The following is a 25,199-nucleotide window of genomic DNA, read 5'->3' as shown; positions in this document are numbered from 1 at the left end:
TGCAAAATGTACAGAGGTAGTTTTTTTATTGTTTAACGAAGGGGAAGAAGGTCATGGATCGAATGACTTCATTTGCTGTACCAAGTGATGTGTTCGACTGGATGGAACAAACTTGTGCGCAAGCGATCCAGCCCGGTTTAGAGCGGATGGAGTGGGTGCTTGAGCGGCTGGGCCATCCAGAGAGAAGATGCAAATTTATTCATATCGCTGGCACGAATGGCAAAGGGTCGACTGCGGCGATGATTGCATCGGTGATTAAGGAAGCGGGATATTCGACTGGTTTGTTTGTTTCCCCCTATATCCTTTCATGGCGCGAACGGATTCAAGTGGATGGGAACCCGATCTCCGATGAGGCGTTCGTGCATTGGTCCAATCAGTTGCGTCCATTGGCGGAAGAGATTAGAACGGAAGGGCCTGGCCCGCTCACTCCGTTTGAATTTTGGACGCTTGTGGCGATTTTATACTTTGCTAAGGATGCCGTTCCTTGGTTTGTGGTGTGGGAAACCGGCCTTGGCGGCCGCCTCGATTCCACCAATGTCTGCTATCCGCTGGTTTCGGTGATCACCGAGGTTGGTTTGGATCACCAAGCGTGGTTGGGGGAATCCCTCGCGGACATCGCGCAGGAAAAAGCGGGCATCATCAAGGCGGGGGTACCTGTCGTGTGCGGTGCGGGACGGGCGGAAGTGCAAGCTGTGATTCATGAAGCGGCACAATTGAAAAACTGCAAGGTTTACCAAGTGGGCCGCGATTATCGGATAGAGCCAGCAGAACAGACGGCGGAGACAGGACAAGCGTTTACTTTTTCCAATGTTTATCGTCGGCTTTCGGCCAATGTGTCCCTAATGGGGGAACACCAGCTGAAAAACGCAGGCACAGCCTTGATGACGCTGGATGTGTTGCGCCAAGCCTATGCCACGGTAATTGAAGATGAACATATTCAACGCGGTTTGGCTTCTGTTCATTGGCCGGGCCGGTTGGAACAAGTGAGTGAATATCCGCGCATCTTATTGGATGGTGCACACAACGTCGACGGGGTTCACTCATTGGTCAACGCACTTCGTGACCACTATACTTATGATCGCCTTGTGTTGATCTTGGCGATGATGAATGACAAACGGGTGGAGGATATGTTGGCACCCTTGTTGGACGTGGCCGACCATGTGATCACCACGCAAGTGGCTGATCAACCGCGCTCCATGACGGGACGCGAATTGGCCGAAGTGGCACGGCGTCTGCATCCGTCCGCGTCGGTGTCAAGTGCATCCTCTGTGCAAAAGGCGCTGGCGTTGTTACGGGCTGAGTTGGGTGAACGCGATCTGGGTGTGATCGCTGGTTCTCTCTATCTCGTATCTGAAGCCCGCTCATTACTGATACAAGCAAAAGACGAATAAGGTATTAAAAAAGGCTGGTGATTCTGTTGGATAAGAAAAGAGTGCATTTCGTTGGAATTGGTGGATATGGGATGAGCGCGATCGCGCGTGTGTTGCTGGACTTGGGGTATGAAGTGTCCGGGTCTGATGTCGCGGAAAACGCATTGGTGCAAAAGCTGATTGAACGCGGCGCTAAGGTGACCATCGGCCATCATGCCGACAATGTCAACGGAGCGGATATGGTCGTATTCTCCACAAGCATTTCGGAAAACAATGTGGAGCGCATCGCAGCCCAAGAGCAGGGGATTGAAGTGTTGCACCGCTCGCAAATGCTGGCCCGTTTGTTAAACGACAAGAAAGGGATCGCTGTTGCTGGCGCACACGGCAAAACAACGACGTCTTCCATGATTGCGCAAACGTTGGAATTGTGCGATGTCGATCCAACATACATCATCGGCGGGGAAATCGTCAGCTTAAAAGGCAACGCCAAAGCGGGGCAAAGCGATTATGTGGTGGCCGAGGCCGACGAGAGCGACGGCTCTTTCTTGGAATACTTCCCCTACTTGGCGGTGGTAACCAATATTGAGCCCGACCATTTGGAGAATTATGAAGGTGACTTCGAAAAGCTAAAACAAGCGTATCGCGTATTTGCCAGCCAGGTTCGCCCAGAGGGAGCGGCGATTTTGTGCTGGGATGACGCATATGTCCGAGCCATTGCTCCAGAAGTGCGCGGCCGTTACATCACGTATGCGTTGGATCATCCAGCCGACTATATGGCGACCAACATCCGCGAACAAGAGCGCGAAATGACGTTTACGGTGGTTAAAAATGGCCAGGAGCTGGGAGATGTATCCCTGCGGATTCCGGGGCGCCACAACGTAGCCAACGCCTTGGCGGCCATCATCGCTTGTTTGGAAGTGGGCGTGCCATTTGAACGCGCGGCAGCTGCCCTGTATCAATTTCAAGGGGCCAAACGCCGCTTCCAAGTAATTGGCGAAGTGGACGACATTGTGGTTGTCGATGACTATGCCCACCATCCGACTGAAATCGAAGCGACCTTGAAAGGTGCTAAAGCGCTGGGGCGGCGGATGATCGTGGTGTTCCAACCGCAACGTTACTCTCGCACGCATCTGTTGATGGATGAATTCAGCCGGGCGTTTGCCTTGGCCGACGAGGTTATTATCAATACCTTGTACGCCCCGGCCGGTGAACAACCGATTCCGGGCGTGTCTGCCGAGCGCTTGGCCGAATTGATCACAAAGAATAGCAACCCCAACACCCGCTTCATTGATACCAAAGAAAATGTGATCGCCTATCTTTTAGATCACGTCCGGCCGGGCGACCTCGTATTGACCATGGGCGCGGGAGACATCTGGCGCGTTTCGCACGGTTTGGTGCCTGAGTTGGAGAAGCGGACCGTGAAAAGATGAATTTGCACTTATCCATACGCTTTGCCTGATTCCCTTTCAGGGCGATCCGCTTAAATGCGGGTTGCCCTGTTGCGTTTAATCGCGCTATAGTAAGATTGTGCGGCGTTTGACGGCGCTGCTTGCCAAACGTTGAACTAAGAAGCATCCATCGCGATGTGATGCAGATAGGAGATGACTTTTTGTGAATTTATTCACATTCAGACGACTTTCCCTGATCTTGTGTGCTTTTTTGCTGGTAGCTGGTTGTGCTCCAACTAAGACGGAGTCTCCTGACTCGGGCCAAAACCAAGATGCGTCCGCTAACAATAATGATGTATCCGCTCTCAATTGGCGTGTCCCCGATTTTACGTACACCAACCAAGAGGGCAAGCCATTTGGGCTGAAGGATTTGCAAGGGAAATTCTGGTTGGCTGATTTTATTTTTACCCGTTGCCCCAATGTGTGTCCGCCGATGACGGCCAACATGGCCAAGGTACAACAGGAGCTGAAAAAGGCTGGCGTACAGGTGGAATTGGTCTCCTTTAGCGTGGATCCCGAGTATGACAAACCAGAAGTGTTGAAGGCCTATGCGGAGAAACATGGTGCTGACTTTAGCAATTGGCATCTCTTAACAGGTTATTCGTTAGAAGAAATAACCAAGGTGACAAAAGATACTTTCAAGGCGCAAATCGCGCATCAAAAAGGAACTTCCCCTGACGTTCCGCTGTTAGTCACCCATCCTACGCAGTTTTACCTGATTGACGGAACTGGAAAAGTGGTTCGATTCTATAACGGCCTACAACCTGATGCGGCGCAAATTGCTAAAGATGTTGCATCTCTGAGTAAAGGGAAGTGAAAAAAACGACTCCGTTGTTGCGGAGTCGTTTTTCATCGTTTGACATGAGAAAGACGGGATTGGCCAGTAGCCGCTCCCGTCTTTTATCTTTTGGTGCGGCTAAAGAAGAGAATCGCCGCGCCGTTGATTATCAGATAGATGACCAATCCCTTACCGTCCAGCCAACCGACCAAAAGGCCGACCAGTGCGATGAGCGACGCAAACGCGGTTGATAACAGCCGTGCGATTTGCTGAAGTGCTTGTGACCGCTCAGATGCTGGTCGGGGCATGAGCTTAAACAAGACCGGGTAATGCGCTGCATGTTCAATGTTCCGCAATTGTACAGTAAACATCCAGTTGCCCAAGAGAGTGAGCAGGGTGATGACCCACGGATGGGGCACGCAGAAAGAGAGCAGGATTACCCATGCCAAGAGGCGGGCAAACATCGCCAACAGATCGCTCTGCCTCACCAATGTGCGCCAATAGAGGTAAGGGTAAACTGCATCGTCGCGGATCAAGCGGTTGACGAGGCGGATTAACCATTTTCGTTGGCGCAATGGGCGTTTGTAGCGGGGCATATCCACGAACCAATTGGCGACGGTGTAATATCGGGCCAAGGTTTCTTGCTCCAGTCGACTTAAACGCTGCCAGGGATAGGGGGCTTGTGGGATCAGGCGAAACCCTTGCCAGCACCAGATGGCCAGCGCGGTGAGAGGCAAGAGCACAAACCACCATTCGGATGCCAGTGCGTCGTAGGCCAACAGAAGGTTCAAACCAAAACGGCAAATTTTCCATAAGCGCAAGTCGCCGGCGTCAGAGTTGACGGTCAGTCTCGTCGCCTGCCATTCCTGCACAAGATTGAGAAGAAGGACTCCCGCCAAGAGAAAGCAAGTAACGACATAGGTTCCCAGTGTGCCTAGGTTGGCGCGGTATAACGGATACAAAATGCTCATGATCACTCCCAAATGGAGGAGCTTCACCGCGCCGGTGTAGAGCAAGCTCGCCCGGAAATATCTTCCCATATGAGGTTCCAAGGGCAACAGAAACACCGCGTCAGTCGGCTTAATCCAGGTTCGGATGCGGTGGTGGGTCAGGAAAAGACCGATCATGACGGCCAAAACGGGTGCCAACGGAAACGATTCAGGCAACCAAGCCAGCAATTGGTTATATCCGAATGAGAAAGCGATGATGGTGATTCCCAAGATGATCGGGGTGCCTCCCCCGCCTGCGATGATGCGGATCAGCCGCAATGCCTTTGTCCAAGAACTGCGCATGCGGCTCCAAAATAGAGTGGAGGTTTCCAAGCGATTCACCCTTTCACGACCTGAATGAACAGCTGTTCCAAGCTGGCTCCGGGCTTGTTGAGCGTATGTTGCATCGCTGGCAAATCCCCTTTTAGCCGAATGCGCCCATCATGCAGAAGGATGAAGCGGTTGCAGTATTTTTCTGCCATGTCCAAGATATGAGTCGATATCAGGATGCCCATCCCCTGCTGTTTACCTTCCTGCAACAGATCGAGTAACGTCTGGATGGCCAGTGGGTCGAGGCCGACGAAAGGTTCATCGACGATCAGCAGGGCAGGTTGTGCGAGAAAAGCGCATAAGATCATGATTTTTTGTTGCATGCCTTTGGAGAACGTGTGAGGGAACCAATGCTTGGCTTTACCCATACGGAATTGTTCCAACAAGTCGTGGGCACGCCGGCTAGCTTCAGCTTCGTCCAATCGATATGCGCGGATCGTCAACTCCAGATGCTCCCATAAGGTAAGTTCTTCATAAAATTGTGGGGTTTCCGGTATGTAGGCGATTTGTGAGCGGAATGCAATGGGATCATCCTGCAATGTTTTCCCATGGAGGGTGACTTTCCCGGCAACTGGGGTCATCAGGCCGAGGATATGTTTGATCGTCGTGCTTTTACCGGCTCCGTTTAAACCGATCAAGCCGACCATTTCACCCGGTTTCACATCAAAAGACAAGTCATGGATGACGGGTTGCACCCGCGAATAGCCGCCAGTCAATTCATGAACAGTTAGCATAAGTCCGCTCCTTTAGCTGGATGGATTCTTATGTTAATCTACTCGATTACGCCGCGTCCGGCAAGGGGAACATCGATGTTGCCCAAATTTTCTTGATATAGACACGTTTCTTTGGCTGTTTTTTCCTTACAATGGAAATTGGTTATAAATGGAACATGGGAGGAGCTAGACATGCAAATCACTGATTGGATATCCTTGGCCATCGTAAATGAAGCTTCTGATCTTCACTTGGTGGAAGGACAGCCTCCACGGGTGCGCATACAGGGCAAGATGGAGTTGTTGGCAGAGGAACAAGTGGAAGGAAAAATGATTTGGTCATTCTTGGCCGCGCATAAAAAGGTGATCCGTGACCGGGAATTGGATTTTGCCTTTCAGTTTGACGAAATTCGGTTGCGTGTCCACGCATATCGGCTTCAGACGGGGGTAGGGTTGGCCATTCGTTTGTTTCCGCGCGACATTCCCAGCCCCGAGGAATTGCGCCTTCCGGAAGCGCTCCTCAGCTTAAGCCAAAAGAAGCAAGGGATTTTACTGGTCACCGGCCCTACGGGTAGCGGCAAGTCGACGACGTTGGCCGCGCTGTTGGAGCTGAAAAATCAGACAAGCTCCTCCTTGATCATCACGTTGGAAGATCCGATTGAGTATACGCACCGCTCCCAACAATCCTTGGTGATCCAGCGGCAGATTGGCCTGGACACGGACAGTTATCAATCGGGTGTTCAGGCGGCATTACGGCAAGATCCCGATGTGCTGATGATCGGGGAGTTAAGGGAGCCAGAGGCGGTTCGGGCGGCGCTGTATGCGGCGGAAGCGGGGCGTTTGGTCATGGCCACCATGCACGCTGCTCGGGCTGCGCAAGCCATCCAACGCATCATCCATCAGTTTCCGGCCGAAGAGCAAACCCTGATCCGTACGCAATTGTCTATGAGTTTGCTAGGTATCGCCGCCCAGCGCTTATTTCCTGGCAATGGATACAACAACCAGATCGCCGCGTTTGAAGTGCTCGTAAACACCCGGGCGGTGCAACACTTGATTCGGGCTGAACAAATTCATCAAATTGATTCTATTATGCAAGCGGGTCAACAAGTGGGGATGCAAACGATGGACATGGCCGTGCAGGCTCTGATGAAAAGCAAGGAAGTGGAACGTGCAGCGGTGAAAGAAGAGTGGTTGTTGTCCCATGGTTGAGTGGGAAGGATTGGCGGTGTTAGCGGCGGGAATGGGAGCATATTGGTTGCCGGAATGTGCGGAGCGCTTTTTGCGACGCAGGAGGGAGGATACACTGGTGCGCGCGTTTTACCGTCGGATGCGACCGACGGCGGAGCGATTGTTTTTCGCCTATGCCCGGGTGGGGATCATGGCGTTTTACGCAGGTCTAGTCTGGTGGGTGGTGCAACAGCCGCGTTCTTTGTCTGACAAGTTTGCCATGGTCATATTTTTGTCCATTTTGTTCACCGTGGTTCTGACCGATTTGATGGCTTGGCTGATACCCAATTCCCTCACTTTGGGGGGGAGCCTCTTCTTTGCTATTCATAGTTGGTTTGAGCGTCCAGATTCGTTTGGATGGCTCAGCTTGGCGGCACTGGGTATTTACGGTGTCGGCTATCTCGTATGGCGGAAGACCAAAGGGATCGGTATGGGAGATGTGAAGTTGCTGGCGATGGCGGTCTGGCTGTTGGGATTGGATTTGTTCTTCGCCTTGTGGCTGTCGAGTTGGAGTGCCTTTTTGACGGTGGTCGGACGCTCGCTCGCCTGCGGCCAGTGGACGGGCCGTTCCCCGTTGCCGTACGCTCCTCATTTGGCGGCAGGGATGATCACTGCTCTGCTGTTCGATGGCGCGGCCAGTCATTGGTTGAATGGATGGTGCGCTGGTTTTAGCTGGTTTGCTGATTGGCCGGAAATTCAGGTTCTATCTTCTCTATGAATTCATAAACTCTAGTAATAGATTTTTGAAGGAGCGGATCATTGCGATGGAGAACACAAAACCAAGAATTTCTTCCCAGCAGTCTGGCATGAAAGTGACCATCCAACCCCATCCATCCCAAACGTCTTCTGTCAAAGCGGATAAACCAACAGGGCAAGCGATCACCATTTCGAAGCGGCAGGAAAAAGCCAATGCCCGAGGTATACAAGTGACATGGGAAAAAGTGAGAACGGCGCCCGTCTCCACCACCGCTTATCCGCAAGAGAAGGAGGGGTGGCAGGCGTCGCAGGAAGCAATCGCCGGGCCGATTCGACAAACGCCTTCTTTTACCTTGGGGCGCGCCGATAAAAAGCAACAAGTAATCGAGTGGAGCTCTCCCAACAATCCCTTTGTGCAAAGACAGTTGAAAATGCGCCCGTCAAACGTGAAATTGGGACAACTCCTGCTGTCGATCGCTGCCGCGATCGTGGTGGGACTGATTATGGGCTTTTCCATATTGCGGATTTTCTTTTTGGAAAACGCCTCTCATTCGGCCCGGTCGATCGATGATCACTTGCCCAAGAGCAATATGGTGGCTGAGATGCCGCTCACGGACGCCAAAGGGAACAAAGCTAAGGACAAGGAAGTGGAAAGCCCCCTTCCAGCGCTAAAGGTCGTGATGTTGCAAGCGGGGAATTTTCAAAACAAGCAGCATGCCCAAAAGAAAGTGCAGGAATATCGCACGCAAGGGCTAGCCGCGGTGATGTCTGATCATCCCCCTTACCGCATCTTCCTGGGAATGGGTTGGACAAGGGATGAAGCGTTGAAACTTTCTGCTATTTATCAAAAAAAAGAAGTGGAAGTGTATTTAAAGGAATGGCAGATGACCGGAACATTGCCTGAGAAATGGAACCAGCGGGAACAGCTGGCCCGCTTGCTTGTGCGTGGAAACCAACTGATCCAACAGCTGGGGAACGCCGCCATCGTCAATATACAGGGCAATCCCCAAACGGAGACGCCGGCATTCGCATTTCAATCCTCTTGGAAAAAAGAATATGAACAGATGCTCTCCGACTTTCACGCGATGGAAAAGGGGTTGCCGCCAGCGTTACGGTCGTCGCTCAACCAATGCCTCAGCGCTTTGGATTTGGCGATTCAAAGCGGGGAAACGGCAGACAAACATCCTAATCAAGCGTTGCTGTGGCAGATTCAAGAAGGGTTGGTTCGATATGCATTGGCTTATGAACGGGTGGCCAAAGCGGCGGCAGAAGGAGGGGAAAACAAATTTTGACAAAGCGTTGACCATCGCTTGTTGGGCGGTTCTTCATCTGCTAAACTTAAATTGTTCCAAGGTTGGAAGGCACCTTAATCGCAGAGGTGCTTTTTTCCGTGGACGGGATGCACTCCTTAAAGGAACATCCTTCTTTTTTACTTTTTACTTATCACTGAAAGGTGTGTACGCGATATGCGGCCGAAAATTGTTTTGGCATCCGGTTCTCCACGGAGACGAGAGTTACTTGCGGGCTTAGGCGTTCCGTTTGAGGTGAAAACGAGCCAGGTCGATGAAACGTTTGACCCTTCGTGCCCTCCGAGCGCAGTGGCTGAGGAATTGGCGCACCGCAAAGCCAAGGATGTGGCCCGGCAGTTGGATGCCGCTCTTGTCATCGGCGCGGATACGATAGTGGTCTGTGACGGTGAGATTTTGGGCAAACCGCGGGATGAGCGGGAAGCGGTTCAGATGCTTTCCAGGCTCCAAGGCCGCGCGCATCAAGTATACACGGGCATTGCCTTGGTTGAAGTGGCTGATGGCCAAGTGGTGCGTGAACGTGTCAGCCATCGCATGACCCATGTGTGGATGAGGTCGCTCTCAGATGAAAAAATCTCGTGGTACGTGAATTCGAAAGAACCGCTCGACAAGGCGGGCGCATATGGAATCCAAGGCTTGGGCGCATGTCTGATCGACAAGATCGACGGCTGTTATTTCAATGTTGTCGGACTTTCATTGGTCGAATTGGATCAAATGTTCCAAGACATGGGCTATTCGTTGGTACCATAGAAGATAAATGCAAACGTAACAACTCTGCCGAGCACACCCGTGGGGATCAAATTCCTAAATGGAAGTGGAGAGAGGCAGAGGAGGAATAGATGATGGATGAAACCGGTCGCAATTACATGTTGCTGCGCGATGTGCCAGAAGAGGAGCGGCCGCGTGAACGCATGATTCGGTTAGGACCGAATTATGTCTCTAATGCGGAGTTGATTGCCTTGTTGTTGCGCACGGGCAGCACGGGTGAATCCGTGATGACGTTGGCCCAGCGGGTGTTGAACAAGGGGGGCGGGCTCAAAGGCCTGACCCGACTTTCGTTGCAAGAGTTAATGGGCATTCACGGAATCGGGCCGGCCAAAGCCATTCAGTTGATGGCTGGCATTGAGTTGGGACAGCGGATTTCACGTATGATGCCGGAAGACCGCCATGCGATTCGGTCGCCGGATGATGCAGCTTGTTACGTAATGGATGAACTCCGCTTCCTGCAACAGGAACACTTCATCTGCCTATACTTAAACACAAAATATCGTGTGATTGACAAAAAATGCATTTTCAAAGGAAGCCTTAACACCTCGGTTGTGCATCCGCGCGAAATTTTCCACGAAGCGATCCGCTGTAGCGCCGCCGCAATCATTTGCGTACATAATCACCCCAGCGGCGACCCCACGCCCAGCACGGAGGATCTCTTGGTTACAGAGCGGTTGGTGGAAGTCGGTAAATTGTTGGGCATAGACGTTGTGGACCATCTGATTATCGGGGATCAAACGTATTTCAGCATGAAAGAGAAAGGGCTGATTGCCGAGTAGGTTTTAATCCCTTTGATCATGCGCATGCCATCGCCTGACTAACAGCCGTTTTCTTAGTGCTGTTTTCCTATTGACGAAATTGTCCGAATTTGCTCGGGTGTGGAGGGCGGTTTATACCAGGAGCTTATGTGGAGAGGCTTTCTGTTTGATAATATTTTGATTTTGAATGAATGAAAGGGGGGGCTTGCCGTGTTTGGCGGATTTGTGAAAGATATGGGATTGGATTTGGGAACGGCCAATACCCTCGTTTATGTAAAAGGGCAAGGGATTGTGGTTCGTGAACCGTCTGTGGTGGCGATGGAAGTGGGAACGGAAGAAATCAAGGCGGTTGGGAACCAAGCGAAAGCGATGATCGGGCGAACACCTGGTAATATCGTGGCTATCCGCCCGATGAAAGATGGCGTGATCGCCGATTACAATACAACAGCGGCGATGATTGAATACTTTTTGAAGCAGGCTTCTGACCAGCACATCATTTTGCCACGCAAACCCAATGTGATGGTGTGCGTGCCGTCAGGAGTCACCGCGGTCGAAAAGCGGGCGGTGGAGCAGGCGACTGTTAGAGCTGGGGCCAAGGATGCTTACACCATTGAAGAGCCGTTGGCGGCTGCGATCGGCGCCGGTTTGCCCGTGTGGGATGCGACGGGAAGCATGGTGGTTGACATTGGTGGCGGGACGACGGAGGTAGCGGTGATCTCCTTGGGGGGGATCGTGACTTGTCATTCGCTGCGGGTGGCTGGTGACAAAATGGATGATGCCATCATCCAATACATTCGTCGCAAACACAATTTGCTGATTGGAGAGCGCACGGCGGAAACGCTGAAGCTGGAAATCGGCTCAGCTATCCCTGATGATCAGGGCGGTGACTCGCGGGAGATCAAAGGCCGGGACTTGATTACGGGCTTGCCGCGCATGATTGAGATTACGACGAGTGAAATTGCCGAGGCCTTAAACGAAACCGTCATGGCGATTATCGACTCCGTCAAGCAGACATTGGAACAAACGCCACCGGAATTGTCGGCGGACATCTTGGACCGGGGTATCATGTTGACGGGTGGCGGAGCTTTGTTGCGCAATTTGAATGTCCGCTTGAGTGAAGAGACCCACATGGAATGCCATGTGGCGGAAAACGCGTTGGATTGCGTGGCCGTCGGTACCGGTTCGGCCCTGGAGCAGATCGGGCTGTTTAAACCCACTTCGGCGATTGACCGTTTTCGGCGCAAGCGCTTTTTCTAGAGCGTGTCTGATGAATAGGCCAGCGGCTCCAAAACCATTTTCTCATTCGCTTCACTTGTGCATCGGCGCTCCTCGAGAAAAGGTTTTTCCGCCGCTTCTTCCCTACCAACTTGATTCACCAGACACGCCCTAGTAGTCGTCGGTTGGCTCGGAAGGGGGCGGATTGGCGCCCCTTTTTCGCGGGCTAGCCGGAAGAGAAATGAAAATCGCCCCGAAGGAGTGAAGCCATGCGACGCAATGACGCTCGTCACATTCTCATTTTTGTTTGCTTGTCGCTGCTGCTGTTTATTTCGGTGGGGATGACGCGCGGTGAGCGCGGGCTTCTCATCGGTCCGGAAAGTTGGGTAAAGAATGTAGCGGCGGTGGTAGAAGGCATTTTTTACACGCCCGTGCATTCGGCGCTGGCCCTTTCCTCTTCCACGGAAGCTGCCTCCCCGAAGACGGAGTTGGCTCGCATGGAAGCGGAGTTGAAAGAATTGAAGCGGGAGAATGAAGAATTAAAAAAACAATGGGGATACGCAAAAGAAAACCCCATCGAATACATTGCGGCACGCGTAGTATTCCGAAACACCGACCGTTGGCATAATAAGGTGGTCATTAACCGGGGCAAGGCAGATGGCGTGGAGCCAAAAATGCCCATCGTCACTTCGCAAGGGCTGATCGGCCGAGTGCAGTCAGTGACCAGCCATATGGCGGATGTGCAACTATTGACTGACACGGGTGGCGGCCCTGGCATCGCCGCGATGATCCAAGGGGAGAATGAAGAGGTTTTGGGCATCATCGAAGGATATGATGCGGTGAAGAAACGGTTGATCATGAAAAAAGTAGCGGTGACCGCCAAAATTAAGCCAGGTGAAACGGTGGTAACATCGAGATTGTCAGATATTTATCCAGGTGGTATTCTGATTGGGACGGTTGCTGAAATTAAACCCGGCGAAAGCGGGGTTGAACAAATCGCGTATGTGAAACCGTCTGCTACTTTTGAACGGCTGGACTATGTAATGGTCGTGAGAGACCCGGAAAAGTTGCAGTTGCAACAACACAAGAACGAGCTTCAATCGAAGACGGGAGGGGACAAACGGTGAAAAAGGGTTTCGTCGCTTTCCTCTTGATCCTCTTCTTGTTAGAAGGGTCTGTCTTCCAGTTGTTGCTCCCTCAGGCGTGGGGGAGCACTTTTGTCGTTATCCCCCAATTGGTGGTTAGTGGGATCATTGTCATTTCTTTGTATTTGCCCAAACGTTATGTGCTGATGTTCGCCTTCTCCTTCGGATTGTTGCATGACATCGTCTACGGCCCGGCGTGGGGGGTCACTGCCTTCACATTGGCGGCAGTAGCCTACGGCACGTATTTGTTGGCCAATCATTTTCCGCCTTTTGTGTGGATTGTCGGTGTGGCGATCGTATTGGGGCAATGCTGTTATACACTCTTGGTGTATGGTTGGTATCGTTTGTTTGGGTTCACGAACATGCCTTTCCTTTTTTCTTTCATGACACATATCGTGCCGACGTTGGTCTTTAACGCCATCAGCGCCTATCCCATTTTCCGGTTCATACATTATGTTTACATGAAAAAGCGGAACCGGCAGGTCGTGTTTGATACGATTATTCGCTGATGCGGCTTATAATGGAAAAGGAAGGAAAATAAAGGGGAGGAGCGAAATCATTAGTGAGGCGGGGTGACATGAGTATGGGGAAAGTGATGAAACCGGGCGTTACAATTAAGGGCAACAAAGAAGGCCTGCTGTTTATTCTCGATGATTCGCGACCCTTTTCTTATGTTTTGGAGGAATTGAAGCATAAGTTGGAAAATACGCAGGCGGCCCAGATTTGGGATGGCCCGGATATGAAAGTCACCATCAAATTGGGCCAACGGCAGATTACCCGCACAGAAGAATTGGCGGTGCGGGAGTTGTTTTCTATCCGCCAGAATTTAATCATTCATCGGTTTGAGGCGGATGGCATGCCGTATTTGCGCGGAGCGGAGACAGATCTGGCGACGAAGGCCGGGACGGTGCGTTCTGGACAGGTGTTAGTACATAGCGGAAATTTATTGTTTTTGGGTGATGTCAACCCGGGAGGAACGATCCAATGCACCGGCAGCATCTACGTGTTGGGATCGCTACGCGGATTGGCTCACGCAGGTAGCCATGGTGATCAGAATGCGGTGATCGTCGCCTCCACACTGCGTCCAACTCAACTTCGCATCGCTGATGTCATTTCCCGCCCGCCGGACAAATGGGATGACTCAGAAGTAGGGATGCGGTTTGCTTATCTGGCGGACAACCAGATTATCGTTGAAAAAATTTCTCAACTTGGACAATTGCGTCCTGAACTCGAGTGGAATGAGAATCGCAGGCGATTAAATTTATAACCATCTTACAGTCATTGCTTGGTGAAATATACCGATGTGGTTCATGAGAGTGTAGGATTAGACGGAGGTTATGGATGGGGGAAAGTATCGTTGTAACGTCCGGAAAAGGGGGCGTGGGCAAGTCCACCACTTCAGTCAACATTGGGACCGCGCTCGCTTTGACCGGCAAAAAGGTATGTTTGGTCGATACGGATATCGGTCTTCGCAATCTCGACGTGTTGATGGGTTTGGAGAATCGCATCATTTATGATTTGGTTGATGTGATTGAAAAAACGTGCCGCATAGAGCAAGCGTTGATCAGGGATAAGCGTTGTGAGGAGCTGTATTTGCTTCCAGCTGCGCAAACGAAAGACAAGACAGCCGTGTCAAGTAATCAGTTGCGCTGGTTGGTGGCGGAGTTGAAAGAGCAGTTTGACTACGTCATCATCGACTGCCCGGCGGGCATTGAAAATGGATTTAAGAATGCCGTGGCTGGTGCGGACCAAGCGATCGTCGTGACCATCCCGGAAAACGCCGCGATTCGCGATGCTGACCGGGTGATCGGGTTGCTTGAGAAAGAAGAGATCGCCCCGCCCAAGCTAGTTATTAATCGCATGCGCAAGCAGATGGTACGGGACGGAGGCATGATGGATGTGGATGAGGTGGTGGCGGTGCTGGCCATCGATCTGCTGGGCGTCGTGCCAGATGATGAACAAGTGATCCGTTCCGGTAATTTAGGCGAGCCGATCAGCTTTGACAACAAAAACCTTGCCGCCAAAGCTTACCGCAATATCGCTCGCCGCATCCAGGGCGAGATGGTGCCGCTGATGGCACTGGACAAGGAACAGAGTGTGGTCATGCGGATGAAACGCTGGTTAGGATTCGCGTGACAGTGCAGGAATGGTTCCCATAGGTGGAGCCATTCCTTTTTTGCTTTTTGCATATCATCGCCTGACCGTTCATATCCTGTTACAGGCACCATCAATCTGGACAGCGCGCGTTTGAGTACAACGATGGGGGACAAGCGTGAGCGACAGGCATTGGCTCGCGCGACGGCAGGTGCTTGTAAATATCGGGCAAACAGGTGATGACTATGCGCAATGATTGGTCGTTCCAGCATAAAAAGCGGCGAAAAGAACAGATGCGGTTGTTGAAAAAAGGGTTGCCGGCTGAACGCGTCTGGGGAAGCGAGTTTGATTTTTACAAAGAACAGCCGAACCCGGATCTTGCACCGTGGAATCAGCCCGCTTGGAAACAGCGGGTTTCTAACAAAGGGTCTAAGAAGCTCCAGACACAGTTGATTTTGGCCATGATGCTGTTTGTGCTAACTTTCCTGGTGTTTCGATCCCAGTCTCCAGCAATGCATCCGGTGCAAACTTGGCTGACCAAATCATTGACCAAGGAAACGTCGTTCGCCAGCATTTCGGAGTGGTATCAGCGGTATGTGGGTGGCTCTCCAGCGATTTTGCCGGCGTTTATGCCCAAAAAATCCACATCGCAGCCCCAGGAAGAGCCATGGCTCGTTCCCGTGCGGGGAGAATTGGTGCTTCCGTTTGATGAAAAACGCAAAGGGCTGATCCTCCGTACTGCCCCCCGCGCTTCCGTCAAAGCGGCCCGAGATGGGCAAGTGACGTTTGCGGGTGAGAAAAAAGGGATGGGGCGGTTGGTCATCGTGGAACATGCCGATGGGCATGAGACATGGTACGGCTGGTTGCAGGAAATCAAAGTGAAGCCAAAAGACCAGGTCGAGCGGGGACAAGCGTTGGGAACCGTTCCGGAACTGAAAGAACAGGCTTATTTTTACTTTGCGCTGAAAAAGAAGCAACAATTCGTCGATCCTGCGGATGTGATACCGCTTGAATAGGGCGGGAGGCAAATGGGTTCGCTTCCAGATCCATCCGCTGTTTTGGCTGGTGATTGGCTCAGGGGTGTGGACAGGCTACTTCATTGAATTATTGACGCTCTTCGTCGTTGTGTTAGTCCACGAACTGGGCCATCTCGCTGCTGCTCGGGCGGTGGGATGGCGGATTGGTTCGCTGGAGTTGCTTCCCTTCGGCGGCGTGTTGCGAGTGGATGAATGGGGGACGGCGCCAGCGCGGGATGAAGTTGTGGTTGCGCTGGCCGGCCCCTTTCAGCATTTGTTCATGATTTTATTCAGCCTGCTCTTTTATCGCGCCGGTTTTTGGAGCGAGCATTGGACGGGTTATTTCATCCAGGCCAATTGTATGATCGCCGGTTTTAATTTGTTGCCGATTTATCCGCTGGACGGCGGCAAGGTGTTGCAGGCAACCATGAGTTATTTTTTCCCTTACCGGCTGTGCATCACTTTCACCCTGCTGTTGGGAATGGGGCTGTCCGCATGTTTGTTGGCATGTGCTTTTATCCTTCCAGAATCAGGGGTTTGGATTCACCTCGCCGGAATTGCCTTATTTCTGCTGTTCTCCAATATCATGGCTTGGCGGCAGAAAAACTTCCAATACATTCGCTTCTTGTTGAGCCGCGCAGGCAACCGTACGACAAAAGCCGGTCGGAGACGGAAACGGAGTGTGCAGGGGGATCTCACCTTGAAGGGGGCTGTCAAACAGCTGTACAAAGAAACTGTCCACGAATGGGAAGTGCGTGATCGCCATGGCCGGGTGCTGGGTAGCGTGTCGGAGCAACTGCTGTTGGACGCGTGCGTAAACAAAGGATTGCACCATCTGAAAGTGAAAGAGTTGTTGCCGAAGAGCGATTGGGGACGGCCCATTCACACGCCAAGGAAGATTGGGCATACTTACCACCGGAAAAGTTTTTGACAAGAACATGCAGGTGTGCTAACATAAGTTCTGTTGTCATTACCGCACATGACAGGATCTCAAAAAGGCTTGAGCCTTTCCTGATCGTGGCGAGTCTCTATCAAGAGGAGGATTGTAGATGTACGCTTTAATCGAAACCGGTGGTAAACAATACCGCGTGGAGCAAAACAGTGTCTTGTACATCGAGAAACTGAATGCAAATGAAGGCGAAACTGTAACTTTTGACAAAGTATTGCTCGTGAACAAAGACGGTGAAATCAAAGTTGGCTCTCCTGTTGTTGAGGGTGCCAAAGTAGTTGGTAAAGTAGTTAAGCACGGCAAAGGCAAAAAAGTGACCGTGTTTAAATATAAACCAAAGAAAAACTACAAACGTAAAAAAGGTCATCGTCAGCCATTTACCCAAGTTGTGATCGAAAGCATCGAGGGCTAATGATACGGATTTTGGTGGAGCGGAACACGGCTGGGCAAGTGGAACGAGTCATGGTCAAAGGACATGCGAATTTCGCTGAACATGGAAAAGACCTGGTTTGCGCCGCGGTTTCAGGGATTACCATTGGGATGGTGAACGCCATCGAAACGATGTTTGATGTGCAAGTTCACAGCGCCGACGATGGGGATGGCAAAGTAGATTGCCATCTGCCGCGTGAAGTGCGCGACCCCGAGACGCGGGGGAAGATTCACTTGTTGCTGGAAGCCTTGGCCGTTTCACTGAAAAATGTGGCTGATGAGTTTCCCAAATATGTTACAATACAAGAACGCAAAAGAAAATGAAAAGAGGTGGACAACATGTTAAAACTTAACCTGCAATGTTTTGCATCTAAAAAAGGTGTAGGTTCCACAAAGAACGGTCGTGACAGCATTTCCAAACGTCTGGGCGTGAAACGTGGAGATGGTCAATTCGTATTGGCTGGTAACATCCTCGTTCGCCAACGCGGAACCAAGATCTACCCAGGTGTGAACGTAGGCCGCGGTGGAGACGACACCTTGTTTGCAAAAGCGGATGGTGTAGTACGCTTTGAGCGTTTTGGTCGCGACAAAAAGCGTGTGAGCATCATTCCTGTGGCTGATAAAGAAGCAGCTGCAGCACAAGCTTAATCGGATATTTAAGCGAAACCACAAGCCCTGGCAACTTGCCGGGGTTTTTATTTTCCCACAAAGTAATGTAAAATAAGAAATTAAATGATAACTAGCGAGATGGGAGAGATTTTCATTGGGGCGGACCCTGTTTCAAATGCTTAAAACCCATTGGCTGACCATCCTGCTCATGGGCGGTTGGTTCATGCAACCATTTGGAAAGGCGGGGGAGCTCATTTTCTTTTTGGCCACCCTGATTTCGCTATTGGGGAGTGGCTATTTCTCATACATACACGCTAAAAAACAAGCATGCGAAGAAGAAGCGGAACGGATCAAACGATTGTTGAGCCACGAGCGGCATGACGCCTTAAATCACATTCAAGTGATGATGGGCTACATCATGTTGAACAAAACAGACCGGATCAAGGCATACTTGGAACAGTGGGTAGAACGAGCCAAACAAGAGCGGATGCTGTCCGAGTTTCAATATGCGCCGTTGGCGGTGGCCTTATTGACACTGAAACACCGTTTTAAACACTGGGATCTGCATGTGAGCATGAGCGAAGAGATGAAGGCGATAAGCCAGGCAGATGAGAAGCGGCTTTTGTCGGCGATGAATGCGGTGTTGGCATGGATGGAAAAGAAATTGGCACATGAGAAAAGCTATTTAAGCGTGACCCTGTCGTTGATGCAGGAAATGGACAACGTCGTTTTGGAGATTGAAGTGACTGCGGACGGGGAGGATATGGTTACTTTGTTTGGTTCGGCAGAGGATTGGAGAGAATTACAGCGAACCGTTTGCCGCTGGAGAGGCTCATGCAATCTCATGTCGCATGGCAAAGGATTGAAGCTGGAATTGAAGACGGATCAGCAGAAGAAATAGACAGGTGCAGGAAGGTGGCAGAACCATGTTTGTAGATAAGGTCAAGGTTTATGTGAAAGGCGGCGATGGTGGTAACGGAATGGTGGCGTTTCGCCGTGAAAAATACGTTCCGTATGGCGGCCCCGCTGGTGGGGATGGAGGCAAAGGGGGCGATGTGGTCTTCGTTGTCGAAGAAGGGTTGCGCACCTTGATGGATTTCCGTTACCAACGCCATTTTAAAGCCAAGCGCGGTGAGAATGGCCGGTCCAAATCACAGCATGGGGCTGGAGCGGACGATCTTGTCGTGAAAGTACCGCCGGGCACCGTGGTGCGCGATGCGGAGACAGGTGAATTGTTGGCGGATCTGGTTGAGCACGGCCAGCGCGCGGTCGTGGCCCGTGGTGGAAAAGGGGGTCGGGGGAATATTCGTTTCGCCACGCCGGTTAACCCCGCTCCGGAAATTGCCGAAAACGGGGATTTGGGTGAAGAACGATGGGTGGAACTGGAATTAAAAGTGTTGGCGGACATCGGCTTGGTCGGCTATCCCAGTGTAGGAAAATCCACCTTGCTTTCGGTTGTCTCCGCCGCCAAACCGAAAATTGCGGCCTATCATTTCACCACCTTGGTGCCTAACTTGGGTGTCGTTCGCATTGACGATGGACGTAGCTTTGTGATCGCCGATTTGCCCGGCTTGATTGAAGGTGCACACGAAGGTGTCGGCTTGGGGCATCAATTTTTGCGGCATATCGAGCGGACCAAAGTGATCATCCATGTCATTGACATGGCCGGATCGGAGGGGCGGGACCCCTATGAAGACTATTTGCAGATCAACGAAGAGCTGAAGTTGTATCGGCAAGATTTGGCACACCGGCCACAAATCATCGCCGCCAACAAGATGGACTTGCCGGAGGCGGAAGAGCAATTGGAATTATTTAAGGAGCAGCTCGACGCGGACATTCCGATTTACCCGATCTCAGCGGCGACGCGGCAAGGGCTGAAGGAATTGATGTATGCAGCGGCTGACTTGTTGGACAAAGTAGAACGGGAAACGCCGCCCGCACCGGTGGTGGAGCACCAGTTTGCTACGGAGCGGAAAGTGTACAAAGCGGAGGCGGATGCGCCTGATTTCACCATCCGTCGGGAAAATGAGCTGTATGTGGTTGAAGGGGAACGGATTGACCGCCTCGTGCAGAAAACCAACTTCCAATACCAAGACAGCGTGTTGCGTTTTGCCCGTACTTTGCGGACATTGGGAGTGGAGGACGCCCTGCGTAAACGCGGCGCAGAAAACGGGGACACCGTCATCATCGGTGGAATGGAATTTGAGTTTAATGATGAACTCGACTTATAACCGAATAGCTAAAGGCACTATAAATTAGCCCCACGCATACTCGCGTGGGGCTGTTGATGTTTACAAGCCGTGTTCCTGTTTGATAAGGGTGAGCAAATGACGGCAACCACTGGAGATCAAGTGGTAGGTTTCATCAAAATCGCCGGTATACCACGGGTCGGGCACTTTGGTGTAAGTAGTGCCGTGGATGAAGTCGACAAACCGGCGCAAGCATGTGTCCAGATTGCGGGTGGAGCGCTCTATCCCGGCGGCATGGCGGTTGTAGATGGACTTCATATCAGCGATATTGTTGTCATCCATCCCGATGATATAGGTAAATCGCTCAACGTCTTCCGCTTTGAATTGGCGAGCGCGCAAGCCTTCGTAGGAGATGCTCATCTCGTCCAGCTTTTTACGCGTTCCGTGATGGGGCGGTTCACCAACATGCCAGTCCCCTGTTCCGGCGGAATCGATGAGGATTTTGTCTTCCAAGCCTTCTTGTCTCACCAAGTGACGAAATACGGCCTCCGCCATGGGAGAACGGCAGATGTTACCTAAACAGACGAAAAGTACGGAAATTTGCATGGTGGAGCCTCCTTTATGTTAATATAGCAATGCTATCTTAACATAAACGACTGTTGTGAGTGGGGACCAACGGATGGAAAACAGTTGTCATAAGAAAGTGATTGTGTTATTTTTTATGTAACCGGTTACACGAAACCGAAAAGGGGGGAAAGCATTGGCTACCATAAGGGATGTGGCAAAAGTAGCGGGTGTATCCGTTGCCACCGTGTCCCGCGTATTGAACGAAACAGGCTATGTCCATGAAAACACGAGAAAACGTGTGCTTGAGGCGATAGAACAATTGGATTATAGCCCCAACGAAGTGGCCAGATCCTTGTTCAAAGGCGAATCGAGATGGATTGGGCTACTGTTGCCGGACATCACCAACCCCTTCTTTCCGCAGTTGGCTCGCGGGGTGGAAGATGAGTTACAGAAGCACGGCTTCCACTTGATATTTGGAAACAGTGACGAAAATGCTGAGAAAGAGCTTCATTATATCAACACGTTTATGCAAAATCATGTGATGGGCATCATTATGGCAGCAAACCAATCGGGGAAGGCAGATTATCGAGGTTTTCCTATCCCGATGGTGTTTCTTGATCGCACACCAGACGGGAACCCTTCCGTCTATGCTGATGGGGTGGAAGGGGGAAGAATTGCGGCGCGCGAAATCATCAGGCGAGGCAGCAAACGGGTGACATTGCTGAAAGGTCCGGAACATATCCGGCCAGCGCAAGACCGTTTTCGGGGTGCGCTTGAAGAATTGAGCAACTCCCATGTCGATTTTTACGTGATGAACACCCATTCGTTTTCCTTTCAAGATGCCACGCAATGGGCGGCCGAGCTGTTTGCCAAATACGCCGACACAGATGGGATCATCGCCAGCAATGACGTCGTGGCTACCGCGATCTTGCATGAAGCGTTACGGCTGGGGAAACGCATACCGGATGAACTTCAAATCATCGGATTTGATGACATTCCCCAGAGCGGCTTGTTGTTCCCGCCGTTGTCCACGATCAGGCAACCCGCATACGATATGGGGAAAGAAGCTGCCCGGTTGTTGCTCAAACTCATAAAGAAAGAGAAGATCGATCAAAGAAATGTGCAAATGCCGGTGACATTTGTGGAGAGACTCACGACAAGAAAGGTGGATGCGCGTGGTTAAGATTGTTGTGGTTGGAAGCGCTTCGATGGATTTGGTCGTCACCTCGAACAAAAGGCCGGGCGCTGGTGAAACGGTGCTTGGAGAATCGTTTAAAACGGTTCCCGGCGGCAAGGGGGCCAATCAAGCGGTGGCGGCAGCTCGGTTGGGAGCGGAAGTAACCATGATCGGTTGCGTGGGAGACGATCATTATGGAGAAATCATTATCCGTAATTTAGAGGAAAATGATGTTTGCACATCGTTTATGAAACCGGTTACACATACAGAGAGCGGTACCGCCCACATTGTGCTGGCAGAAGGAGATAACAGTATTGTTGTTGTAAAAGGGGCGAATGATTTGGTCACCCCATCCTATGTGCAACAAGCGCTTCGCCCCATCCATGAAGCGGATATGGTGTTGATCCAACAAGAAATCCCGGAAGAAACCGTGGAATACGTAAGTCAAGTATGTCACGCCAGTGGCGTCCCGTTGCTATTAAACCCGGCACCGGCGCGAACGGTGAGCCCGGAGGTGATTGCACGGGCGTCGTATCTTACACCCAATGAACATGAGACGGAGATTCTGTTTCCGGGGTTGACGGCGGAAGAGGCGTTAAAACAGTATCCAAACAAATTGTTCATCACTGTGGGCAAACAGGGTGTCCGTTATCATGATGGAACGCGTGAAGTGACTGTTCCTGCATATCCAGTGGAGGCAGTCGACACGACAGGAGCGGGGGACACATTTAATGCCGCTTTTGCGGTAGCCTTGGCTGAGGGGAAAAGCATCGCCGCGAGCTTGCGTTTCGCCAATCGGGCCGCTTCTCTATCGGTGATGAAATTTGGCGCCCAAGGCGGTATGCCGACAAGGCAGGAAGTAGAGGAGAGTTTGTGACTTCAGGGATGCCAATTCCCAAAACATGCTGCATGGGTGCCTGACGCCCATGCGGGCACGATCTTCTAGAAAGGGGTGGCGGTTCATGCACATCAAGATGTCTGGCATTCATAAAGCGTTTGGCAAAAATCAGGTGTTGACGGGAGTTGACTTTGAACTGAAGGCTGGGGAAGTGCATGCGCTGATGGGGGAAAACGGTGCCGGCAAATCAACCCTGATGAATATTTTGACCGGTCTGCACCGTTGTGACCGGGGGACGATTGAGGTCGACGGGCGAAAGACGACGTTCTCCAATCCTAAAGATGCTGAGCGAAATGGAATCGCTTTCATCCATCAAGAATTGAATATCTGGCCCGATATGACGGTGCTAGAAAATCTATTTGTGGGAAAAGAACCGCGCACGGCTTTGGGCTTGTTGGATGTGAAAAAAATGAGATCGTTAGCCGCGCGGCAGTTTGAAAAGCTAAATGTATCGATTCCTTTGGATCAGGAAGCGGGGCTTTGCTCGGTGGGGCAACAACAGATGATTGAAATTGCCAAAGCCCTGATGATCCAAGCCGAGGTCATCATCATGGACGAGCCGACAGCGGCCTTGACAGAGCGGGAGATAGAAAGTTTGTTTGATGTGATCGGCCGGCTGAAACAGGAAGGTGTCTCCATTGTTTATATCTCTCACCGCATGGAAGAAATTTTTCAGATTTGCGACCGGATCACCGTGATGAGAGACGGCCAAACCATTGATTGCAAGCCGATCCCGGAAACCAGTATGGATGAAGTGGTGCGGAAGATGGTCGGACGCGAATTGACAGAGCGTTTCCCGCAGCGCCATGCCCATCCGGGAGAAACGGTGTTGGAAGTGAAAGAAATCACACGTGCCGGTGTGTTTGAAGATGTTAGCTTTTCCGTCCGTTCAGGTGAAATTTTGGGTGTGGCAGGCTTGTTGGGTGCTGGACGAACGGAAATCATGTGTGGCATTTTCGGTTTGCTCCCGTTGGACAGCGGAGAAATATGGGTCAATGGGCAGAAAACAGCGATCCAAACGCCGCGCCAAGCCGTCAACCTGGGGATTGGATTCATCACCGAAGACCGCAAAGGCGAGGGGCTAGCCTTGGACTTTACCATTCGGGAAAACGTATCCTTGCCCAGCCTGCGTAGTTTTGCACCAAAGGGGTTCATCGATCAACATAGCGAGCTGGCTTTTGTAGATATGCTTATCAAACGCTTGATGATCAAAACTGAATCACCGGAAACAAAGGCTGGTCACCTTTCTGGAGGCAATCAACAGAAAGTAGTCATCGCTAAATGGATCGGCATCGGACCGCGTGTACTCATCCTAGATGAACCGACGCGGGGAATTGACATAGGAGCGAAAAGGGAGATCTACCAGCTCATGAATGAGCTGACGGACCGCGGTGTGGCCATCATCATGGTCTCCTCCGAACTGCCAGAGATCTTGGGAATGAGCGATCGAATTCTGGTGGTGCGCGAGGGAAGGATTAGCGGTGAGTTGAGCGGTCAGGAAGCCACACAAGAAAAAATCATGGCATTGGCAACGGGAGGGCAGTGACATGCAAACGATGAGAGAACAGGCTAGCGGCAATTACATGGATCGAGCTGGGCATGTGGCCAAAAAATTGGGGCCGTTGTTGGGACTTTCCTTCTTGGTCATTATCGTATCTGTATTAAACCCCGGCTTTTTGGCTCCATTGAACATTTTAAATCTGTTGCGACAAGTGGCCATCAATGCCTTGATCGCATTTGGTATGACCTTTGTCATTTTGACGGGGGGCATTGACTTGTCCGTGGGCTCCATTTTGGCATTATCCAGTGTGCTCATGTCTGGCATGATTGTGTCTGGCGTGGACCCGATTCTTGCTATTTTGCTCAGCTGCCTGATCGGGGCGGTACTGGGTATGGTCAACGGTTTACTGGTGACCAAGGGGAAAATGGCCCCCTTCATCGCGACCTTGGCCACGATGACGATTTACCGCGGCTTGACCTTCGTTTACACCGATGGCAACCCCATCACGGGGCTTGGGGATAATATTTGGTTTCAATTGTTTGGGCGCGGATACTTCTTGGGCATTCCTGTTCCCGCGATCACCATGCTCATCTCCTTCGCGGTATTGTGGCTGCTTCTCCACCGCACGCCGTTTGGCCGCCAAACTTATGCTATCGGTGGGAATGAAAAAGCGGCAATCATCTCAGGTATTCACGTGTCACGCGTGAAAGTGATCATTTACGCCTTGGCCGGTACGTTATCCGCTCTGGCGGGGGCGATTCTGACTTCCCGCCTGAATTCGGCGCAACCGACCGGAGGTACCTCTTATGAGTTGGATGCGATCGCGGCTGTCGTTCTGGGGGGCACCAGCTTGTCAGGTGGCCGTGGGCGCATCGTCGGCACGCTAATCGGTGCATTGATTATCGGCACATTGAACAATGGTCTCAATTTGTTGGGGGTATCTTCCTTTTATCAAATGGTTATTAAGGGGATCGTTATTCTGATTGCTGTTTGGCTTGACCGCAAAAAAACGGCATAGGAGGGTTCACA

General features: G+C 51.5%; 28 protein-coding genes. 24 read left to right on the top strand and 4 right to left on the bottom strand.

Going from position 1 to position 25,199, the window contains the following annotated elements:
* The first annotated feature begins 53 nt into the window (after positions 1 to 53).
* The 3 genes from CLV36_RS05010 (at position 54) to CLV36_RS05000 (ending at position 3,635) form a co-directional block, all read left to right on the top strand.
* Positions 54 to 1,391: a bifunctional folylpolyglutamate synthase/dihydrofolate synthase gene (locus CLV36_RS05010; RefSeq protein ID WP_106341930.1), complete on the top strand. Its 1,338-nt coding sequence runs from the start codon at positions 54 to 56 to the stop codon at positions 1,389 to 1,391.
* A gap of 20 nt (positions 1,392 to 1,411) precedes the next feature.
* A complete protein-coding gene (gene murC / locus CLV36_RS05005; protein WP_102993798.1) occupies positions 1,412 to 2,800 on the top strand; it encodes a UDP-N-acetylmuramate--L-alanine ligase in 1,389 nt (462 codons plus the stop codon).
* Between the two features lie 181 nt (positions 2,801 to 2,981).
* Positions 2,982 to 3,635 (top strand): SCO family protein, encoded by a 654-nt coding sequence (locus CLV36_RS05000; protein WP_245888293.1) that lies wholly within the window; start codon positions 2,982 to 2,984, stop codon positions 3,633 to 3,635.
* A gap of 83 nt (positions 3,636 to 3,718) precedes the next feature.
* Here the strand turns inward: CLV36_RS05000 and CLV36_RS04995 are convergent, their stop codons facing one another.
* Together CLV36_RS04995 and CLV36_RS04990 are read right to left on the bottom strand one after the other, a co-directional pair.
* Entirely contained in the window at positions 3,719 to 4,927 is a 1,209-nt protein-coding gene (locus tag CLV36_RS04995; protein ID WP_146130597.1) for an ABC transporter permease, read from the bottom strand.
* Complete coding sequence (locus CLV36_RS04990) at positions 4,924 to 5,649, bottom strand: ABC transporter ATP-binding protein (protein ID WP_102992039.1); 726 nt, start codon at positions 5,647 to 5,649, stop codon at positions 4,924 to 4,926. Before CLV36_RS04990 ends, CLV36_RS04995 begins: the two co-directional genes overlap by 4 nt.
* A 171-nt stretch (positions 5,650 to 5,820) precedes the next feature.
* Between CLV36_RS04990 and CLV36_RS04985 the strand changes: the two genes are divergently transcribed.
* The 6 genes from CLV36_RS04985 (at position 5,821) to CLV36_RS04960 (ending at position 11,638) form a co-directional block, all read left to right on the top strand.
* Positions 5,821 to 6,834, top strand: a complete 1,014-nt coding sequence (locus tag CLV36_RS04985; protein ID WP_102992040.1) for a type IV pilus twitching motility protein PilT — start codon at positions 5,821 to 5,823, stop codon at positions 6,832 to 6,834.
* Positions 6,827 to 7,570: a prepilin peptidase gene (locus CLV36_RS04980; RefSeq protein ID WP_102992041.1), complete on the top strand. Its 744-nt coding sequence runs from the start codon at positions 6,827 to 6,829 to the stop codon at positions 7,568 to 7,570. The genes CLV36_RS04985 and CLV36_RS04980 overlap by 8 nt, the downstream gene beginning before the upstream one ends.
* A 46-nt stretch (positions 7,571 to 7,616) precedes the next feature.
* Positions 7,617 to 8,840 carry a hypothetical protein gene (locus tag CLV36_RS04975; protein WP_102992042.1) on the top strand — a complete coding sequence of 408 codons (1,224 nt, stop codon included), beginning with the start codon at positions 7,617 to 7,619 and terminating at the stop codon, positions 8,838 to 8,840.
* 174 nt (positions 8,841 to 9,014) lie between these two features.
* Complete coding sequence (locus CLV36_RS04970; RefSeq protein ID WP_102992043.1) at positions 9,015 to 9,605, top strand: Maf family protein; 591 nt, start codon at positions 9,015 to 9,017, stop codon at positions 9,603 to 9,605.
* 92 nt (positions 9,606 to 9,697) lie between these two features.
* A complete protein-coding gene (gene radC / locus CLV36_RS04965; RefSeq protein WP_223248102.1) occupies positions 9,698 to 10,402 on the top strand; it encodes a RadC family protein in 705 nt (234 codons plus the stop codon).
* Positions 10,403 to 10,591: 189 nt separating this feature from the next.
* A complete protein-coding gene (locus tag CLV36_RS04960) occupies positions 10,592 to 11,638 on the top strand; it encodes a rod shape-determining protein (RefSeq protein WP_102992044.1) in 1,047 nt (348 codons plus the stop codon).
* Here CLV36_RS04960 and CLV36_RS17805 read toward each other — a convergent pair.
* On the bottom strand, positions 11,635 to 11,757 hold the full coding sequence (locus CLV36_RS17805) for a hypothetical protein (protein WP_281257237.1): 123 nt from the start codon (positions 11,755 to 11,757) through the stop codon (positions 11,635 to 11,637). The genes CLV36_RS04960 and CLV36_RS17805 overlap by 4 nt on opposite strands.
* 108 nt (positions 11,758 to 11,865) lie before the next feature.
* On the opposite strand from CLV36_RS17805, the gene mreC reads away from it, so the two are divergent.
* The 11 genes from mreC (at position 11,866) to obgE (ending at position 20,069) form a co-directional block, all read left to right on the top strand.
* Positions 11,866 to 12,723, top strand: coding sequence for a rod shape-determining protein MreC (mreC, locus tag CLV36_RS04955; RefSeq protein ID WP_102992045.1), 858 nt, complete (start codon positions 11,866 to 11,868; stop codon positions 12,721 to 12,723).
* The gene (gene mreD / locus CLV36_RS04950) at positions 12,720 to 13,250 is read left to right on the top strand and encodes a rod shape-determining protein MreD (RefSeq protein ID WP_181352832.1); all 531 of its coding nucleotides are present in this window, start codon (positions 12,720 to 12,722) and stop codon (positions 13,248 to 13,250) included. Before mreC ends, mreD begins: the two co-directional genes overlap by 4 nt.
* A 68-nt stretch (positions 13,251 to 13,318) precedes the next feature.
* Entirely contained in the window at positions 13,319 to 14,008 is a 690-nt protein-coding gene (locus CLV36_RS04945; protein ID WP_223248059.1) for a septum site-determining protein MinC, read from the top strand.
* A gap of 74 nt (positions 14,009 to 14,082) precedes the next feature.
* Positions 14,083 to 14,877: a septum site-determining protein MinD gene (gene minD / locus CLV36_RS04940; protein WP_022736051.1), complete on the top strand. Its 795-nt coding sequence runs from the start codon at positions 14,083 to 14,085 to the stop codon at positions 14,875 to 14,877.
* A gap of 203 nt (positions 14,878 to 15,080) precedes the next feature.
* Entirely contained in the window at positions 15,081 to 15,851 is a 771-nt protein-coding gene (locus CLV36_RS04935) for a M23 family metallopeptidase (RefSeq protein ID WP_181352831.1), read from the top strand.
* Entirely contained in the window at positions 15,844 to 16,782 is a 939-nt protein-coding gene (locus tag CLV36_RS04930) for a M50 family metallopeptidase (RefSeq protein ID WP_102992048.1), read from the top strand. The genes CLV36_RS04935 and CLV36_RS04930 overlap by 8 nt, the downstream gene beginning before the upstream one ends.
* A 118-nt stretch (positions 16,783 to 16,900) precedes the next feature.
* Entirely contained in the window at positions 16,901 to 17,212 is a 312-nt protein-coding gene (gene rplU, locus CLV36_RS04925; protein ID WP_022736054.1) for a 50S ribosomal protein L21, read from the top strand.
* A complete protein-coding gene (locus tag CLV36_RS04920; RefSeq protein ID WP_102992049.1) occupies positions 17,212 to 17,553 on the top strand; it encodes a ribosomal-processing cysteine protease Prp in 342 nt (113 codons plus the stop codon). Before rplU ends, CLV36_RS04920 begins: the two co-directional genes overlap by 1 nt.
* A gap of 15 nt (positions 17,554 to 17,568) precedes the next feature.
* On the top strand, positions 17,569 to 17,877 hold the full coding sequence (gene rpmA / locus CLV36_RS04915; protein ID WP_102992050.1) for a 50S ribosomal protein L27: 309 nt from the start codon (positions 17,569 to 17,571) through the stop codon (positions 17,875 to 17,877).
* A gap of 115 nt (positions 17,878 to 17,992) precedes the next feature.
* On the top strand, positions 17,993 to 18,739 hold the full coding sequence (locus CLV36_RS04910; protein WP_102992051.1) for a Spo0B domain-containing protein: 747 nt from the start codon (positions 17,993 to 17,995) through the stop codon (positions 18,737 to 18,739).
* Between the two features lie 25 nt (positions 18,740 to 18,764).
* Positions 18,765 to 20,069: a GTPase ObgE gene (gene obgE / locus CLV36_RS04905; protein ID WP_102992052.1), complete on the top strand. Its 1,305-nt coding sequence runs from the start codon at positions 18,765 to 18,767 to the stop codon at positions 20,067 to 20,069.
* Between the two features lie 60 nt (positions 20,070 to 20,129).
* On the opposite strand, the gene CLV36_RS04900 is transcribed toward obgE, so the two are convergent.
* Complete coding sequence (locus tag CLV36_RS04900) at positions 20,130 to 20,633, bottom strand: low molecular weight protein-tyrosine-phosphatase (RefSeq protein WP_102992053.1); 504 nt, start codon at positions 20,631 to 20,633, stop codon at positions 20,130 to 20,132.
* Positions 20,634 to 20,787: 154 nt separating this feature from the next.
* On the opposite strand from CLV36_RS04900, the gene CLV36_RS04895 reads away from it, so the two are divergent.
* From CLV36_RS04895 to rbsC, 4 genes are all read left to right on the top strand, one after another.
* Entirely contained in the window at positions 20,788 to 21,777 is a 990-nt protein-coding gene (locus CLV36_RS04895) for a LacI family DNA-binding transcriptional regulator (protein ID WP_102992054.1), read from the top strand.
* On the top strand, positions 21,770 to 22,648 hold the full coding sequence (gene rbsK / locus CLV36_RS04890; RefSeq protein ID WP_106341928.1) for a ribokinase: 879 nt from the start codon (positions 21,770 to 21,772) through the stop codon (positions 22,646 to 22,648). Before CLV36_RS04895 ends, rbsK begins: the two co-directional genes overlap by 8 nt.
* An 85-nt stretch (positions 22,649 to 22,733) precedes the next feature.
* Positions 22,734 to 24,215 (top strand): sugar ABC transporter ATP-binding protein, encoded by a 1,482-nt coding sequence (locus tag CLV36_RS04885; protein WP_102992056.1) that lies wholly within the window; start codon positions 22,734 to 22,736, stop codon positions 24,213 to 24,215.
* 10 nt (positions 24,216 to 24,225) lie between these two features.
* Positions 24,226 to 25,188 carry a ribose ABC transporter permease RbsC gene (gene rbsC / locus CLV36_RS04880; protein ID WP_425436565.1) on the top strand — a complete coding sequence of 321 codons (963 nt, stop codon included), beginning with the start codon at positions 24,226 to 24,228 and terminating at the stop codon, positions 25,186 to 25,188.
* The last annotated feature ends 11 nt before the right edge of the window (positions 25,189 to 25,199 follow it).

The organism is Laceyella sediminis (assembly GCF_003003125.1).
GTDB classification, from domain to species: domain Bacteria; phylum Bacillota; class Bacilli; order Thermoactinomycetales; family Thermoactinomycetaceae; genus Laceyella; species Laceyella tengchongensis.
The sequence above is the reverse complement of the archived record's forward strand: the minus strand, read 5'-3'. Positions and strand labels throughout refer to the sequence as shown.

Bases quoted from the DNA above. Each gene is read 5' to 3' on its own strand.
- CLV36_RS04970 (WP_102992043.1), top strand. From the start codon at position 9,015: ATGCGGCCGAAAATTGTTTTGGCATCCGGTTCTCCACGGAGACGAGAG.
- mreC (WP_102992045.1), top strand. From the start codon at position 11,866: ATGCGACGCAATGACGCTCGTCACATTCTCATTTTTGTTTGCTTGTCG.
- CLV36_RS04900 (WP_102992053.1), bottom strand. From the start codon at position 20,633: ATGCAAATTTCCGTACTTTTCGTCTGTTTAGGTAACATCTGCCGTTCT.
- obgE (WP_102992052.1), top strand. From the start codon at position 18,765: ATGTTTGTAGATAAGGTCAAGGTTTATGTGAAAGGCGGCGATGGTGGT.
- CLV36_RS04920 (WP_102992049.1), top strand. From the start codon at position 17,212: ATGATACGGATTTTGGTGGAGCGGAACACGGCTGGGCAAGTGGAACGA.
- CLV36_RS04980 (WP_102992041.1), top strand. From the start codon at position 6,827: ATGGTTGAGTGGGAAGGATTGGCGGTGTTAGCGGCGGGAATGGGAGCA.
- minD (WP_022736051.1), top strand. From the start codon at position 14,083: ATGGGGGAAAGTATCGTTGTAACGTCCGGAAAAGGGGGCGTGGGCAAG.
- CLV36_RS04935 (WP_181352831.1), top strand. From the start codon at position 15,081: ATGCGCAATGATTGGTCGTTCCAGCATAAAAAGCGGCGAAAAGAACAG.
- CLV36_RS05010 (WP_106341930.1), top strand. From the start codon at position 54: ATGGATCGAATGACTTCATTTGCTGTACCAAGTGATGTGTTCGACTGG.
- rbsC (WP_425436565.1), top strand. From the start codon at position 24,226: ATGAGAGAACAGGCTAGCGGCAATTACATGGATCGAGCTGGGCATGTG.
- radC (WP_223248102.1), top strand. From the start codon at position 9,698: ATGGATGAAACCGGTCGCAATTACATGTTGCTGCGCGATGTGCCAGAA.
- CLV36_RS04885 (WP_102992056.1), top strand. From the start codon at position 22,734: ATGCACATCAAGATGTCTGGCATTCATAAAGCGTTTGGCAAAAATCAG.
- CLV36_RS04985 (WP_102992040.1), top strand. From the start codon at position 5,821: ATGCAAATCACTGATTGGATATCCTTGGCCATCGTAAATGAAGCTTCT.
- rpmA (WP_102992050.1), top strand. From the start codon at position 17,569: ATGTTAAAACTTAACCTGCAATGTTTTGCATCTAAAAAAGGTGTAGGT.
- rplU (WP_022736054.1), top strand. From the start codon at position 16,901: ATGTACGCTTTAATCGAAACCGGTGGTAAACAATACCGCGTGGAGCAA.
- CLV36_RS04975 (WP_102992042.1), top strand. From the start codon at position 7,617: ATGGAGAACACAAAACCAAGAATTTCTTCCCAGCAGTCTGGCATGAAA.
- CLV36_RS04990 (WP_102992039.1), bottom strand. From the start codon at position 5,649: ATGCTAACTGTTCATGAATTGACTGGCGGCTATTCGCGGGTGCAACCC.
- CLV36_RS04945 (WP_223248059.1), top strand. From the start codon at position 13,319: ATGAGTATGGGGAAAGTGATGAAACCGGGCGTTACAATTAAGGGCAAC.